Genomic DNA, 12,793 nt, shown 5'->3' with positions numbered 1-12,793 from the left:
GGAAGCTGCGTCGCGCAGCGCGGGGTAATCCGGGCCGGGGTGCTACTACAGAGTCTGTTCGCTGGTCTGACCACATCGGGCTCATGGTTACCGTGCTAGTTCCAATCATCGCTATGTTTCAGATTGCCAGCGTCGCCGGGTACGACCTGCAGGTGACTCTATCTATTCTGGAATCGACCGGAAATACGCTGAGCATATTTCTACGGGCGATCCTCGCTGCCATACCGGTATGGGTAACCTTGCTGGCATTCACCTGGATCGGGATAAGCGCGGCGGGCAGTGTCGCGCGCAGGCGATCTTTGGAACCGTTGATGGAGATCAGTTTCCCGATGGGCTTCGTGCCCATATTTGTTGTCCTGCTGGTGTTGAGCTTGGCGATCGACCCTTGGCCGCTGCTGCTCCTCTCGTTTGCCGCGGCCACCTTCTTCTTCATGTACAGTCTTGGATTTTCTCTGATTATTGGATATCTCATCAGAAGATTCCCGAAAGGGATGACATCAGCCATGGTCTATCCTGGTGCGTCGGTCAGCGAACGAATCAGGAAGCGGTCACGAAAGTCAAAATTTGATGGCTTCCGGCGTTTGTCCTTGCAATGCATGCTTGCTGGCTTGATCAGCTTCGTCGCGCTATCGGGCGGCAACTGGGCTCCCTATGAGAGCCTTAGCGTCTCAAGTGGGGTGCCGTTCGCGGGCCAGGTTGTTGGCAGTGACTCGGATCGCCTCGTGGTCGTAACAGGTGGACGGAACCCTGAACTCCTCCGCTTGCCTGCTGAGTCAACGAAACGTTCTCTTTGCGAGCCAACCGCACAGAACACTCGATATGGGTCTGCACAAGGCGATAAGACAAGGGATTCTCTTTGGTCTAGACAGAGTGTTCTGCAGATGTTCCTCGATGCGCCCCGGTTCGACCACAAGGCGTGCCCCAGCCAGAACCGACCTCCTGGCTAGAGTGTGTTCAGCCCCACAGGGGAGCCGCGCCAGCTAGTGTGCTAGAACAGCTGACGTGGAGCTTCTGCATCGAGGCAAGGTTCGGGATGTGTACAGCGATCGCCCGGGGGAGGTGATCCTGGTTGCGACTGATCGGGTGTCGGTCTATGACGTGGTGCTGCCGACGGCGATCCCTGACAAGGGGAAGTTGCTGACGAGTCTGTCGCTGTGGTGGTTCGAGCAGCTGGCGGACGTGATGCCGAACCATGTCATCTCGGCGACGGATGTGCCGGCGGAATTCGAGGGGCGAGCTGTTCGGTGTCAGCAGGTCGACATCGTCCAGGTCGAGTGCATCGCCCGCGGTTACTTGGCTGGCCTTGGCTGGGACGCATATCGGGAGACCGGGAAGATCTCGGGCGTCGAGATCGGCCCTGGGTTGCTTGAAGGTGACAAGCTTCCTGAGCCGGTGTTCACGCCGACGACCAAGACGGCTCCCGAAGACGGTCACGACGAACCGATGACCTTCGATGAGGTCTCTGACGCCGTTGGACCAGAGCTCGCGGAAACTCTCAAGGAGAAGACGCTGGAGCTCTTCAAGCGCGCTACGGCGATTACCGATGGCCGTGGGGTGCACCTCGCGGATACGAAGTTCGAGTTCGGCCTCGCGAAGGACGGGACGCTCGTCCTGGCCGATGAGGTTCTGACTTCGGACTCATCGCGGTACTGGCGTGACGAGGACTGGAAACCGGGTCAGCGGCAGATCTCGTACGACAAGCAGTTCGTCCGCGACTGGGCGCGTGACCTCGGCACTTGGGACAAGACTCCTCCGGGCCCCGAGATCCCCCCGGCTGTCGTTGAGGAGACGCGGGCTCGCTACGTTGCCATGTACGAACGCATCACGGGTCTGAAGTGGGACTGACGATGGCTACTTGGGATGAGATTCAGCAAGCGCGGATGAGCGATGTGCTGGAGCTGCAGAAGGTGCACAGGCGCCTGCTGGTGGCCAAAGAGCAAGGCGTCGAGCCGGATCCTCATGACGCTGAGATCGCTCGTTCTGTCGCCGCTACCGGCTTCGGCGGCGTCGACCGGGTCAACGCGCGGGACGATTACTAGACCGCTGCCCGCCGTTCCGTCTATGCTTGCGGTGTTCTAGAACACTGACTGGAAGGCCTAGAGGTCTCGCGATGCCCCCGAAGCTGGAGCGCCCTGCTCCGCCGTATCAGCAGATCGCCGCCGAGATTCGTACGCGGATCTCCAGTGGTGAGTTGCAGGCTGGCGATTTGGTGCCGTCTGTGCGGTCGCTGATGCGTGATTACGGTGTCGCTATTGCTACGGCGCAACGCGCGCTGTCCACGCTGCGCGCCGAGGGCTACATCAAACCCGAGCGTGGCGTCGGAAGCATCGTGACAACCGAGGAGGAGCGAGGCCGGGCCGCCAACGACCGCGTCGACAACTCTCGGCGTACCGGCAAGATCTACCCCACCGGCAGCTACGCGAAGATCACCGAGGCCGGACTCACTGAGGCATCCGAGCAGATCGCCGACGCGCTTGGCCTCAAGCCCGGCGCTCCCGTGATTCGCCGCGTCCGGACGACCTACCGGTCGGACGACAAGCCGGCCTCCGCATCGACCTCGTATTACCGCGGCCACCTGGCAGAGAAGGCACCGTTACTGCTGAGCCGAGAGCGGATCAAGGAAGGCACATTCGCGTACATCGCGAACGTCCTCAAGCGCCAGGTCGACGCGTGGCAGGACCAGTTCGAACCAGCTGCTGCGACCGCTGAGCAAGCGGAAAAGCTCGGACTGGAACAGGGCTCCCTCATCATGCTAGGGCGGAACTGGATCTACGACGACACCGGAGAGGTGCTCGAGTACGGCGAGAGCATCACCTTCGGGCGCGTGACCTATCGAGGTCGAATCGGCGACTCTCCGACTCGCGTCGCACGTTGACACTTAAGCGTCAACAGGCAGTTACAGAGTAATTGCGCTAAGTGCTTGTCGACCTGACATGAGTGTTCTAGTATCTGAACTAGAACACCTGCTCAACGGGAGCGGGGTCGGACGCCTAGGAAGGGCGATTCCTGATGAAGCTGCAGATCGACACCACGGGCAAGACGTTCACGGTCACCAAGGGTGTGGAGGAGAAGAAGGACCAGAACGGCCGGCAGAAGGCTGACCGGAACACCAACGAGCTGCTCTGGACGGTTCAGGTGATGGCGCTCGACGAGACGGGCGGCGAGGTGATCAACGTGACTCTGGCGGGCAACGCCATGCCGAAGGTCAACGTTGGCTCCGTCGTCGTACCGGTCGAGCTGGAGGCCATGCCGTGGGCCACCAACGGGCGGAACGGCGTCGCGTACAAGGCCAAGAGCCTCAACGCCGCGTCGGGTTCTGCGAAGTAGTTCTCCACTCGTCCCCGTGATTCGTGTACTGCTCAGCCGAAGGGTAGTTATGTCGCAACCGATGGAGTATCGAACCGTCACCGCGAATCAGGCACGGGCCGAGTATGTGGCCAAGTGCAACGAAATCATCGAGATCGAGAGCGTGCTGTCCTACCTGGACAACGCGATCCGTACGTGCCCTGGATTGGCGCGTCCGGTCTACTCACAGCATGACGCGATGATGAACGTCATCTGGAGTCCGGAGATGTGGCAACTGCTGGACCTGTACCGCGAGGCATTCAACCGCCGCCTCGATCTGTACGCCGCACGCGACTACGCGTATGCGGTCTGGCAGACGGCATCCGCCGCGGATTCCGCGGCTGGCACGTACGTGCCTACGGCAGTGAAGAAGCGCTAGAAGCCAAGAACGGCCCTCGAAAGGGCCGCTCCCTGGAATCGAGACGCCAAGTCGGGCCATTGGCCTAGGAAACCCGTCCCGGCTTGGTGTCTTTCCTGACTCAACCCCCTCAGTGGGAGGTCTTGTCATGTCCAAATCTACCCGCAAGCGCCCGTCTGGTCGAGCGCGCAGCACCGCACGCGGTGCGATCGAAACCATCACCCGGCCGCAACAGTCCTGGCCGGTCAAACTGCTGCTCACCGTCTGGCGCTGGCGCTGGGAACTCTACGTCCTGGCCAGCATCGCCTACATCGTCATCGCCCACGGCAACGCCATCTCCGGCTACTTCCAGTCGAACCCGCTGTGGCTCAACGCCCTGCTAACCATCGTCTTGTGCGGCTGGATCATCACCGACAACCTTGTACGCCGGTTCGTCCTGAACCGGATCTGGTGTGTCACCACCCGGCACCGTCTGCGGGCCTGCCTGGTCGAGATGCGGGTCCTGAACTACTCGGGGAACCTGCCGTTCATCCTGGGCTGCTTCGCCACCAAGACCGGTCAGGTCGTGTGGCTGTGGATGCGCCCCGGCCAGTCGGTCGAAGACCTCGACAACAAAGCCGAAAGCCTGGCATCTGCGTGCTGGGCAAGCAAAGCCACCATCGCCCGGTCGAAGCGCAACGCCGCCATCGTGCGGATCGACATCGACCGTCGCGACCCGCTGGCGAAGAAGACCATCGATTCGCCATTGCTCGATGACACCAGCGGCGTGCCCGAAGCGGCAGTCGCCGACGACGCGGTCATGGCGTTCCTCACGCCCGACAGCGCCTCCAACGAGTCCACCACCCACGACGAAAGGCCGGCCAAAACCGGCAGCGCCAACACGAGTGGTGAGACCCGTCCTCGAACTTCCAAGACCAAGACCACCGCTGCCGTGAACGACAGCCAGACGGTGATCTTGGGCGCCAACGGAGAAGACGTGTCCGACTATGTCTAGCTTCAACCCGAAATCGGTGTTCCCCCGGCTCTCGCCGGGGGTCACCCCCGCACCCAAGGGTGCACTGTCCATCTACGACCCGGCCTACCTCGGCCTGGACACCCGCGACCGCACGGTCCGCGTCGGTCTGATGTATCGCAACATCCTCATCGGCGGTGAACCCGGCGCGGGTAAGTCCGTAGCCCAAGGCAACATCGTCGCCCACGCCGCACTGTGCACCGACGTGGATCTCATCCTCATCGACGGCAAGATCGTGGAACTCCTGCCGTACGCACCGGTCGCGAAAGAGTTCGTCGGCAACGACATGCCGAAGGCGCTCCGCGTCCTGCGCGAACAACAGGCCGACCTGGACGAACGCTACCTGCACCTGGCCCGCACGGGCCGCAAGAAGATCGTCGCTGGCGACGGCTTCCGCGCCAAGCTCCTCTGCATTGACGAGCTGGCGTACTTCACCGTCACCGTAGGCACCAAGGAACAGCAAGAAGAGTTCCGCGTCCTGGTGCGCGACATCGTCGCTCGTGGCCGCGCTGCGGGCATCATCACCGTCGCATCCACCCAGCGTCCGTCCGCGGATATCGTCCCGACCTCGCTGCGGGACCTGTTCGGCTACCGGCTCGCGTTCCGGTGCGCCACCGACTCCAGCTCGGACATCATCCTCGGCACCGGCTGGGCCTCCCAAGGTCACACCGCCGTGGACATCGAACCGGAAGCCCTTGGCGTCGGACTCCTCCGGGCCGAAGGCGGATTCCCGCGCCGACTCAAGACGGCCTACCTCACCGACCGTCACGTCAACCAGATCGTCCGCCGCGCAGTACACCTCCGGAGGGCCGCATGACCAACCTCGCAATGAACAAGCGCATCCGGGTCGTCACCATAGACGATCCGGCTCTCACCGAACACGACACGGCCGGCCTTACCGGCTGGGTCCACGACTGCGGAGCCTTCGTCTTCTGGCTCGCTCAGCCTGAACGCTGTGGCGTGTGCTGGTCAGCAGGCCACACGCGCTGGGCCTTCAACGGCCAATGGAAGAAGGCCTACATCCGGGAGGCGTCATGACCTTCTACGACGCCAACGGCGGCGAACGAGAAGACCGCATCATCGTCGGTTACGACTTCACCGACAACTCCGTTGCCGGAATCAACCTTGCCTGCAACGGCGAAACCCCACTGGTCGCGATCGACCTCGGCGGAACACCGATCGAGATCGAACTCATCACCGGCTCGGTCACCGCGATCAGCCAACTCATCGACGCGCTCTACGAAGCCCGGCAGCTCCTCGAAGACCACCAGGTCGACCACCTCACCGAGGACATGCAGCAAACCGAAGACGAGATCTACATCCCTACCGACTGGACTGAAGAGACAGGAGAACAACGATGAACCGTCGTCAACTCGCCAAGACCGTTCTCTTCACTTACGACCTGCTACGAGCCGCGAACCTCATCGAACCCGACTCGGATGCCGAAGGCAGGCCACTGAACCCTGACGAGTGGTTGGACTGGTATCGCACCATGTTCGTCCCCGCCAATGAAGCCTGGCACAAGGCAATGGAAGAACTCGAACGCAGCACCGGCGACGACTTCCCCGGCTTGCACCCCGACAAGTTCCGGCCCTACTGCAACCAGATCCTCAACGAGACCGCGAGCCGGTCATGAGGCGCATCGGGTCTCTCGAAGAACTCGTTCGCACCCATCACCGGGCGATCAGCAACGCCATGCAGGCGTTGTATGACGACGTTCTGTCCCACGAGCGGTACAACCGCGAAGAAGACCCGAACGACGACGAGTACCTGTACTACGTCGCCGTCGTCTCGAACGACATCTACGACCTCAAGATGCACGTCGACGCAACCCTCTCGGTCTGGGACGGCAGCAAATGAGGCGCGCGGCAACCAAAGGCCGCGTGACACGTAACTGTCAAGGCCAACAAGCCATGCCGGTCGAACCATCAGACCTCGAACTCTCACCTTCCACCCCGGCCGCTGAGCCGGTCGAGAAGAAGACCCAATCCAGGACGCATCGCTCCGAGCGAGCCGAGGACTGGGCACACACGACAGTCGGCGACCCGTGGCCCTGCGACCTCTGCGGACGGAACGCCTTCATGCGCGATCCCTACAGCGGTCGCCCCTGTCACCTGGTCTGCGCCAAAACCCAAGCACACGAAAGGGGAGAGCAATGGTAACCACCGACCTCGCACCCGTGGTCCACGCTCCCGACCGTCTCGACCTCATCGATACGCCGGCCATTTCGGCCTCGGCTCCCGTGGTGGCGGCCAAGCCCGCGACCACCACCAAACTCACCGGACTGACCAACCACAACACGGCCGCACTCGCCGGGATCACCGGCTGGACAGTCACCAAGACCACCGCCGTCTATAACGGCACACCCACCGCCGCGCATAAGGCGGTCCAAGCTCACATGGACACCGTCCGCGCCGCCGAGGGCGGACGCGCTCAGTGCTACACCTCACTGATTGCCGTACGCAACAAGCTCAAGGAACTCAGCACGGGCGGCAGTCACCCGGCCGTCTCGGTCACCATCAAGCGAGCCAAGAAAGCTACCGCCTCGAAGACGACCCGGACCGGGTCACCGAAAGCGCGCCTGACACGTAAGCGTCAAGACGAGTACACGACCGCGGAACTGGTCTCCGCACTCGAAACCGCCTGGACGGCAATCCGCACCAACCACAGCGAGATCCCCGCCGTCGTGGTCATCGTCGGCTCCGGCACCGCCAGCAAACAAGCCAAGTACGGCCACTTCGCCGCCGCCCGCTGGCAGCACGGCGAACAAGCACTCGCCGAAGTCCTCATCTCCGGCGAAGGACTCAAACGACCCGTCGAAGAAGTCTTCACCACCCTGCTCCACGAAGCAGCGCACGCTCTGGCCAACGTCCGCGAGATCAAGGACACCAGCCGCCAGGGCCGCTGGCACAACCAGAAGTTCGCCGCACTCGCATCCGAGCTCGGCCTCGACACCACCAAGGACGACCGCATCGGCTGGTCACCCTGCACGCTGCGCACCGAGACAGCGACCACCTACAAGAGTGTCCTCGCCGAACTGAAGAAGGCGCTCATCGCCTACCGCCACCCCGAAATGACCGGGGGACAGGCCAAGAAGAACAACAACAACGCCATCGCGTGCGCATGCCAATGCCCACGACGAATCCGCGTCGCCAAACAGGTTCTCGAAGAAGGTGAGATCACCTGCGGCAACTGCGAATCCGCCTTCGAACCCGACGAGTAACACCAAGCACCACCAGGGCTCGTTGCTGGCTCTCGTCTCCGGAATCCACGGGGTCCCGGAGACGGGGGTGAACACCGAACCACCCACCGACAACTAGTACAGGAGGCACAGACCATGACCACCATCCACCACGTCGCCGCCGTCGACCACCGCACCTACATCAACGCCTACGCGGAGGTCACCGTCTACCACGCCGTTGCCGACAGCACCTTTCTGTGCGACTGGGTCGCCAACGACCACCTGGACGGACACGACTGGTGCCCGGTCGTTCTCGAACCCGGCGACGACTACACCGTCATCGCCGTCGACGGACAGACCGATGGTCGCTACTGCCCCGGCTGCGGATACCAGCTCTTCGGCGCGGCCACCCTCGACCCTGCACGGCCCGGCACCACCGGCCCCGCCGCAGCCTGACACGTAACCGTCAACACGCGCCAACCGCAAGTTTTTCCGCCCCGACCCCCGCCAAGACCCCGAAACCAGCAGGGCCGGCCAACAAGATTTGCCGTCCACCGGCTCAAACGCCCGAGAGGAGGCCCACGATGGCGCACACACAGAACGCCGCCCCCGCCACAGCAAGTGACGCACTAGCGGTCTCCGTTCGTGAGCCGCGAGCGGGACGGAAGTTTGTGCCTGGGTCCGACAACAGCAACACTCCGGCCAGCGCCGTCGAACACGCACTCCAGCGGGCAGCATCAGCCGCGGACTACACCGCCTGGCTCGACCACACCGCCTCCGCCGGCGGCTGTGTAGCTCCCATCCGGCTACGGGGCGAGTCCCATGTGGTGTCCGAGCGCACCGGACGGATCGTGTCCACCCGGCACACCGACGACATGCCCGGCCAGGTCATCTACAAAGCCTGTGGGAACCGCCGCGCCGCCGTCTGCCCCTCCTGCGCGGAGACCTACCGGGGCGACACCTACCAACTCGTCCTAGCGGGCCTCACGGGCGGCAAAGGCGTCCCGGCCACCGTCGCCCAGCACCCGTCCGCGTTCGTCACGTTCACCGCCCCCACCTTCGGACCGGTCCACGGCACCCGCTCCATCCGCACCCGCGACAGTCAGAACGGCCAGACCTGGACCATCAGGAACCGGCCCTGTCGCCCGCGCCGCGAACCCGACCTGTGCCCTCATGGCGTGGACTTGCGCTGCCACCAGACGCACCGCGACGGCGAGAAGATTCTCGGCACGCCGCTGTGCCTGGAGTGCTACGACCACGACCACCAGGTCGTCTGGAATGCCATGTCCGGCGAACTGTGGCGACGCACCATGGAACGCGCCAAAGACATCCTCCGCAGCGAAGCCAAGAAACACGGGGCAGCGGTCAAGCTCTCCTACGGCAAGGTCGCCGAACTCCAAGCACGCGGCGTCGCCCACTTCCACGCCCTCATGCGCCTCGACGGCGTCAACCCGCTCGACCCATCCGTCCTCGAGCTACCCGCGTGCGCTGCCACCTTCACCATGCTCGCCGACGCGGTACGCCGCGCTGCCGCCGTCACGCGATTCCGGTCGCTGCCGCACCCGGACAACCCCGACGGCTGGCTGATCGAGTGGGGCACCCAGCTCGACCTACGACCAGTACGGCAAGCCGTTGACGGTGCGATCACCGACACTGCCGTGGCCGGGTACCTCGCCAAGTACGCCACCAAGGGCGCCGAAGCCACCGGCCACTCATCCGCACGCCTCACCGCCGCGACCGTGGACAGGTACGCCAACCAGTACAGCCACGCCGGCCGATTGGTTGACGCCTGCTGGCGAGTCGGACGCTCCGGCTCCGACCTGGACGAAACCGAAGCCGCCAAGAACTCCGGACGGCTGTCCTACCGGCGCTTGCAGCGCTGGGCACACATGCTCGGCTTCGGCGGCCACTTCTCCACGAAGTCCCGCCAGTACTCCACCACCCTCAAAGCCCTTCGCGAGGCACGGGCGAACTGGCGACGCGACCACCACCGCACCCAGGACCACACCGACGACACCGAGACAACCCTCATCGTCGGCAACTTCACCTACGCCGGAACCGGCTGGAAAACAACCGGAGACGCACTCCTGGCCAACACCGCCGCCGCCAAAGCCCGCGAACATCGGCTGCTCATCAAAGAACTGCTTGCCGAGAACAACGACTGACACGTAACCGTCAACGAGAGGAGGTAGAGGCATGACTGAAGTTCAGATCTTCATGACCGTCGAAGAGGCCGCCGCCGCCCTGCGTATCGGCAGGACCCGGATGTTCGACCTCATCGCCAAGGGCGACGTCGCATCGGTCCTGATCGGACGTTCGCGCCGCGTGTCAGTGGATGCGCTCCGCGAGTACGCCAAGAAGCTCGAATCGACCGCTGCGTAGAAAGGAGTGAGTTCAGATGACGCGCAACGCCAACGGTAGATCCTCAATCTATGAAGGCGCTGACGGTGTCTGGCACGGCTGGGTGACGGTTGGTGTCAAAGCCAATGGCAAACCGGACCGGCGTCACCGGCGCGGTAAGACACGGACTGAGGTAACCAACAAGGTCAAGGAACTCGAACGGCAGCGTGCTGAAGGCGTGGTGGCCGATGCGGGCAAGATCCCAACAGTCGCGCAGTGGATCCGAACTTGGCTGTCGGACATCGCTCCCCGAACTGCGAGCGAATCGACCATCGAGTCCGTCTACCGTCCTCGGCTCGAGAACTGGGTGATTCCACGAATTGGCCGGCATCGCCTCGACCGACTGAAGCCCGAACACCTGGACGCTCTTTACATCGAGATCGCTGATGCCGGGTTGGCGAGCAAGTCCGTTCTCATGGTTCACCAGCAGGTCAGCCGATGCCTCAAAATGGCGGTACGCCGGAAGGTCATCGGCGTGAACGTCGCAACAATGATTGATGCACCGAAGCACCGTGATGCTGAGATCGAGGCGTTCGCGCAGGAAGAAGCTAGGGTGATCCTTCAGCAGTCCGCAGGAATGCGGAATGGTGCGCGTTGGTCAGTGGCATTCGCCCTGGGCTATCGGCAGTCTGAAGCGCTCGGTATGCGCTGGAAGTACCTCGACCTGGAAAAGCGGCGCATTCAGGTCTGGCAATTGAAGCGCAAGAGGTTCGCGCATGGCTGCCCTGATCCACGCGTGTGCGTGAAGGGTCGGCATACGGAGACGTGCAACACCGGATGTGTGAAGCATGCTCGGTACTGCCCGCATCGGCAGGGCGGCGACTGGGAGTTCCGGCCGCCGAAGGGCGGGAAGACGAGATGGAGCGCACTGCCGGAGGAGCTGATTCCTCAGTTGCGTGCTCAGAAGGCGGCACAGTCGGCGGAACGTCTCGCGGCGGGGGAGTTGTGGGAGGACTGGGACTTGGTCTTTGCCGGACCGACCGGTCGACCGATTAATCCGCGGCGTGACTGGGCCGAATTCAAGACCATGCTCCAGGTGGCCGGCCTTCGGGATGCTCGTCCTCACGACGCACGGCATACGGCGGCGACATTGCTGTTGGAACAAGGCGTGGATATCCGCGTCGTGCAGGAGATCCTCGGGCACTCGACCTTGGCGGTGACCAAGCGCTACACACACGTGACGAGCAAGCTCGCCGAAGACGCTGCGGCCAAGATCGGAAAGGCGCTGTGGGCATGATCGTGCGGGCAACTGCAACCGCCAGTGCAACCGTCACCCGATTGATGAAGCTGGCCCTTAAATTACTGCTTGGTTATCTATGCAGGTCAGGAGATGGTGCCCGGGACGGGATTCGAACCCGTATGCCTGTGAGGGCCGCGAGGTTTAAGCTCGCTGCGTCTGCCGTTCCGCCACCCGGGCGTCGGGACGAGGGTACTCGTTACTGGTAGGTCTTTCGGGGGTAGACGGCGTGGGCGCCGGCGACGCGGTCGAGGAAGAGTTTGCCGTTGCAGTGGTCGATCTCGTGCTGCATGGCCCTCGCCTCGAAGGCGTCGGTGGTGATGGTGAGCTCGTCCGTCGTCCCAGGGAGTACGCCGCGCACGGTCAGGCGAGTCGCGCGTTTGACGTCGCCGGTGAAGTCAGGGACGGACATGCACCCCTCACGCGCCTTCTCGTTGCGGGAAGCCTCGAGTACGACGGCGTTGCAGAGCACGAACACCCCATGACAGGTCCGGGTCTTCGGGTGACCGCTCACATCCAGCGAGAACAGCTGCGCCGCGACACCCACCTGCGGCGCGGCCAGACCGACGCAGCCGGGCGAGACCCGCATCGTCGCCACCAGGTCGGCCGCCAGCTGGATCACAAAGGGGTCGAGCGGATCCACCGACGCACCCTCCGTCGCAAGCACGGGATGCGGCGCACGAACGACATCCAGAACGGTGCCCTCGACGTCCAGCAACGTGGGGGACCAAGAGGCGATCACAGCTCGTCGCTCTCCGCCGGGCGCAGGGTGACGCCGACGCCGAGCTCCTCGGCGGTGATCTCGAGCGCCCGGTCGAGCATCTCCAGCTCGGCCGACTCCGGCAGCTCGACCTCCGCGGTCAGCACGTACAGCCCGCCGCTCAGCCGCGTCGCCAGGTCGGTGATCGTCCCGCCGGCGGACGCGATCATCCGCGTGACGGCCGCCACGATCCCGGGGCGGTCGGCGCCGTGCACGCTCAGCATGTACGGCGCGCCGATCGGCGCGTGCTCGTGCTCCGGGCCCATCGTGCGGACCGTGATGACCAGGTCGCCCCGCAGCGGCTCCATCGCCGACTTCACCTCGTCGAACGACCCGGCGCAGACGATCATCATCGCGAAATGGCCGCGCAGCAGCGTCATGGTCGAGTCCTCGAGGTTGACCCCGGTGCCGACCAGGGCCTCGGTGACGTCCGCGATGATGCCCGGGCGGTCCGGGCCGATGACGGTGACGGCGAGCTGACTCATGCCCGGCAACCTACC

19 protein-coding genes and 1 tRNA gene are annotated in these 12,793 nt (G+C 63.7%); 17 read left to right on the top strand and 3 right to left on the bottom strand.

Annotation, left to right across the window (positions count from 1 at the left end):
• Positions 1-113 precede the first annotated feature (113 nt).
• From ACIA58_RS36685 to ACIA58_RS36605, 17 genes are all read left to right on the top strand, one after another.
• The gene (locus ACIA58_RS36685; RefSeq protein ID WP_396408454.1) at positions 114-947 is read left to right on the top strand and encodes a hypothetical protein; all 834 of its coding nucleotides are present in this window, start codon (positions 114-116) and stop codon (positions 945-947) included.
• Between the two features lie 55 nt (positions 948-1,002).
• A complete protein-coding gene (locus ACIA58_RS36680; RefSeq protein WP_396408453.1) occupies positions 1,003-1,845 on the top strand; it encodes a phosphoribosylaminoimidazolesuccinocarboxamide synthase in 843 nt (280 codons plus the stop codon).
• 35 nt (positions 1,846-1,880) lie between these two features.
• Complete coding sequence (locus tag ACIA58_RS36675) at positions 1,881-2,039, top strand: hypothetical protein (RefSeq protein WP_396408452.1); 159 nt, start codon at positions 1,881-1,883, stop codon at positions 2,037-2,039.
• A gap of 71 nt (positions 2,040-2,110) precedes the next feature.
• A complete protein-coding gene (locus tag ACIA58_RS36670) occupies positions 2,111-2,875 on the top strand; it encodes a GntR family transcriptional regulator (protein ID WP_396408451.1) in 765 nt (254 codons plus the stop codon).
• Positions 2,876-3,009: 134 nt separating this feature from the next.
• Positions 3,010-3,327: a hypothetical protein gene (locus ACIA58_RS36665; protein WP_396408450.1), complete on the top strand. Its 318-nt coding sequence runs from the start codon at positions 3,010-3,012 to the stop codon at positions 3,325-3,327.
• 61 nt (positions 3,328-3,388) lie between these two features.
• Positions 3,389-3,724, top strand: coding sequence for a hypothetical protein (locus ACIA58_RS36660; protein WP_396408449.1), 336 nt, complete (start codon positions 3,389-3,391; stop codon positions 3,722-3,724).
• A 127-nt stretch (positions 3,725-3,851) separates the two neighbouring features.
• A complete protein-coding gene (locus ACIA58_RS36655) occupies positions 3,852-4,697 on the top strand; it encodes a hypothetical protein (RefSeq protein WP_396408448.1) in 846 nt (281 codons plus the stop codon).
• Positions 4,690-5,532 carry an FtsK/SpoIIIE domain-containing protein gene (locus ACIA58_RS36650; RefSeq protein ID WP_396408447.1) on the top strand — a complete coding sequence of 281 codons (843 nt, stop codon included), beginning with the start codon at positions 4,690-4,692 and terminating at the stop codon, positions 5,530-5,532. Before ACIA58_RS36655 ends, ACIA58_RS36650 begins: the two co-directional genes overlap by 8 nt.
• Positions 5,529-5,753 carry a hypothetical protein gene (locus ACIA58_RS36645; RefSeq protein ID WP_396408446.1) on the top strand — a complete coding sequence of 75 codons (225 nt, stop codon included), beginning with the start codon at positions 5,529-5,531 and terminating at the stop codon, positions 5,751-5,753. The genes ACIA58_RS36650 and ACIA58_RS36645 overlap by 4 nt, the downstream gene beginning before the upstream one ends.
• Positions 5,750-6,076: a hypothetical protein gene (locus ACIA58_RS36640; RefSeq protein WP_396408445.1), complete on the top strand. Its 327-nt coding sequence runs from the start codon at positions 5,750-5,752 to the stop codon at positions 6,074-6,076. Before ACIA58_RS36645 ends, ACIA58_RS36640 begins: the two co-directional genes overlap by 4 nt.
• Positions 6,073-6,351, top strand: coding sequence for a hypothetical protein (locus tag ACIA58_RS36635; protein WP_396408444.1), 279 nt, complete (start codon positions 6,073-6,075; stop codon positions 6,349-6,351). Before ACIA58_RS36640 ends, ACIA58_RS36635 begins: the two co-directional genes overlap by 4 nt.
• Positions 6,348-6,575, top strand: coding sequence for a hypothetical protein (locus ACIA58_RS36630; RefSeq protein WP_396408443.1), 228 nt, complete (start codon positions 6,348-6,350; stop codon positions 6,573-6,575). The genes ACIA58_RS36635 and ACIA58_RS36630 overlap by 4 nt, the downstream gene beginning before the upstream one ends.
• A gap of 295 nt (positions 6,576-6,870) precedes the next feature.
• Positions 6,871-7,938 (top strand): hypothetical protein, encoded by a 1,068-nt coding sequence (locus ACIA58_RS36625; protein WP_396408442.1) that lies wholly within the window; start codon positions 6,871-6,873, stop codon positions 7,936-7,938.
• Positions 7,939-8,052: 114 nt separating this feature from the next.
• Entirely contained in the window at positions 8,053-8,352 is a 300-nt protein-coding gene (locus tag ACIA58_RS36620) for a hypothetical protein (protein WP_396408441.1), read from the top strand.
• Positions 8,353-8,567: 215 nt separating this feature from the next.
• Positions 8,568-10,061, top strand: a complete 1,494-nt coding sequence (locus ACIA58_RS36615) for a replication initiator (RefSeq protein WP_396408440.1) — start codon at positions 8,568-8,570, stop codon at positions 10,059-10,061.
• A gap of 31 nt (positions 10,062-10,092) precedes the next feature.
• On the top strand, positions 10,093-10,278 hold the full coding sequence (locus tag ACIA58_RS36610; RefSeq protein WP_396408439.1) for a helix-turn-helix domain-containing protein: 186 nt from the start codon (positions 10,093-10,095) through the stop codon (positions 10,276-10,278).
• Between the two features lie 16 nt (positions 10,279-10,294).
• Positions 10,295-11,533: a tyrosine-type recombinase/integrase gene (locus ACIA58_RS36605; RefSeq protein WP_396408438.1), complete on the top strand. Its 1,239-nt coding sequence runs from the start codon at positions 10,295-10,297 to the stop codon at positions 11,531-11,533.
• 94 nt (positions 11,534-11,627) lie between these two features.
• On the opposite strand, the gene ACIA58_RS36600 is transcribed toward ACIA58_RS36605, so the two are convergent.
• The 3 genes from ACIA58_RS36600 to ACIA58_RS36590 all read right to left on the bottom strand — a co-directional run bounded on the left by ACIA58_RS36600 (position 11,628) and on the right by ACIA58_RS36590 (position 12,778).
• A tRNA-Leu gene (locus tag ACIA58_RS36600) sits at positions 11,628-11,713 on the bottom strand.
• 19 nt (positions 11,714-11,732) lie between these two features.
• Entirely contained in the window at positions 11,733-12,275 is a 543-nt protein-coding gene (locus tag ACIA58_RS36595) for a peptide deformylase (RefSeq protein WP_396408437.1), read from the bottom strand.
• Positions 12,272-12,778 (bottom strand): glycine cleavage system protein R, encoded by a 507-nt coding sequence (locus ACIA58_RS36590; RefSeq protein ID WP_396408436.1) that lies wholly within the window; start codon positions 12,776-12,778, stop codon positions 12,272-12,274. Before ACIA58_RS36590 ends, ACIA58_RS36595 begins: the two co-directional genes overlap by 4 nt.
• Between the last annotated feature and the right edge of the window lie 15 nt (positions 12,779-12,793).

Source organism: Kribbella sp. NPDC051586 (assembly GCF_044453965.1).
Classification (GTDB): domain Bacteria; phylum Actinomycetota; class Actinomycetes; order Propionibacteriales; family Kribbellaceae; genus Kribbella.
Note: the sequence above shows the minus strand (reverse complement) of the source record. Positions and strands in the feature narration are given on the sequence as shown.

What these genes read in the sequence shown, in the direction of transcription:
- ACIA58_RS36645 (WP_396408446.1), top strand. Translation starts at nt 5,529, where the DNA reads ATGACCAACCTCGCAATGAACAAGCGCATCCGGGTCGTCACCATAGAC.
- ACIA58_RS36640 (WP_396408445.1), top strand. Translation starts at nt 5,750, where the DNA reads ATGACCTTCTACGACGCCAACGGCGGCGAACGAGAAGACCGCATCATC.
- ACIA58_RS36620 (WP_396408441.1), top strand. Translation starts at nt 8,053, where the DNA reads ATGACCACCATCCACCACGTCGCCGCCGTCGACCACCGCACCTACATC.
- ACIA58_RS36675 (WP_396408452.1), top strand. Translation starts at nt 1,881, where the DNA reads ATGAGCGATGTGCTGGAGCTGCAGAAGGTGCACAGGCGCCTGCTGGTG.
- ACIA58_RS36625 (WP_396408442.1), top strand. Translation starts at nt 6,871, where the DNA reads ATGGTAACCACCGACCTCGCACCCGTGGTCCACGCTCCCGACCGTCTC.
- ACIA58_RS36650 (WP_396408447.1), top strand. Translation starts at nt 4,690, where the DNA reads ATGTCTAGCTTCAACCCGAAATCGGTGTTCCCCCGGCTCTCGCCGGGG.
- ACIA58_RS36685 (WP_396408454.1), top strand. Translation starts at nt 114, where the DNA reads ATGTTTCAGATTGCCAGCGTCGCCGGGTACGACCTGCAGGTGACTCTA.
- ACIA58_RS36655 (WP_396408448.1), top strand. Translation starts at nt 3,852, where the DNA reads ATGTCCAAATCTACCCGCAAGCGCCCGTCTGGTCGAGCGCGCAGCACC.
- ACIA58_RS36630 (WP_396408443.1), top strand. Translation starts at nt 6,348, where the DNA reads ATGAGGCGCATCGGGTCTCTCGAAGAACTCGTTCGCACCCATCACCGG.
- ACIA58_RS36610 (WP_396408439.1), top strand. Translation starts at nt 10,093, where the DNA reads ATGACTGAAGTTCAGATCTTCATGACCGTCGAAGAGGCCGCCGCCGCC.
- ACIA58_RS36590 (WP_396408436.1), bottom strand. Translation starts at nt 12,778, where the DNA reads ATGAGTCAGCTCGCCGTCACCGTCATCGGCCCGGACCGCCCGGGCATC.
- ACIA58_RS36665 (WP_396408450.1), top strand. Translation starts at nt 3,010, where the DNA reads ATGAAGCTGCAGATCGACACCACGGGCAAGACGTTCACGGTCACCAAG.
- ACIA58_RS36635 (WP_396408444.1), top strand. Translation starts at nt 6,073, where the DNA reads ATGAACCGTCGTCAACTCGCCAAGACCGTTCTCTTCACTTACGACCTG.
- ACIA58_RS36605 (WP_396408438.1), top strand. Translation starts at nt 10,295, where the DNA reads ATGACGCGCAACGCCAACGGTAGATCCTCAATCTATGAAGGCGCTGAC.
- ACIA58_RS36660 (WP_396408449.1), top strand. Translation starts at nt 3,389, where the DNA reads ATGGAGTATCGAACCGTCACCGCGAATCAGGCACGGGCCGAGTATGTG.
- ACIA58_RS36670 (WP_396408451.1), top strand. Translation starts at nt 2,111, where the DNA reads ATGCCCCCGAAGCTGGAGCGCCCTGCTCCGCCGTATCAGCAGATCGCC.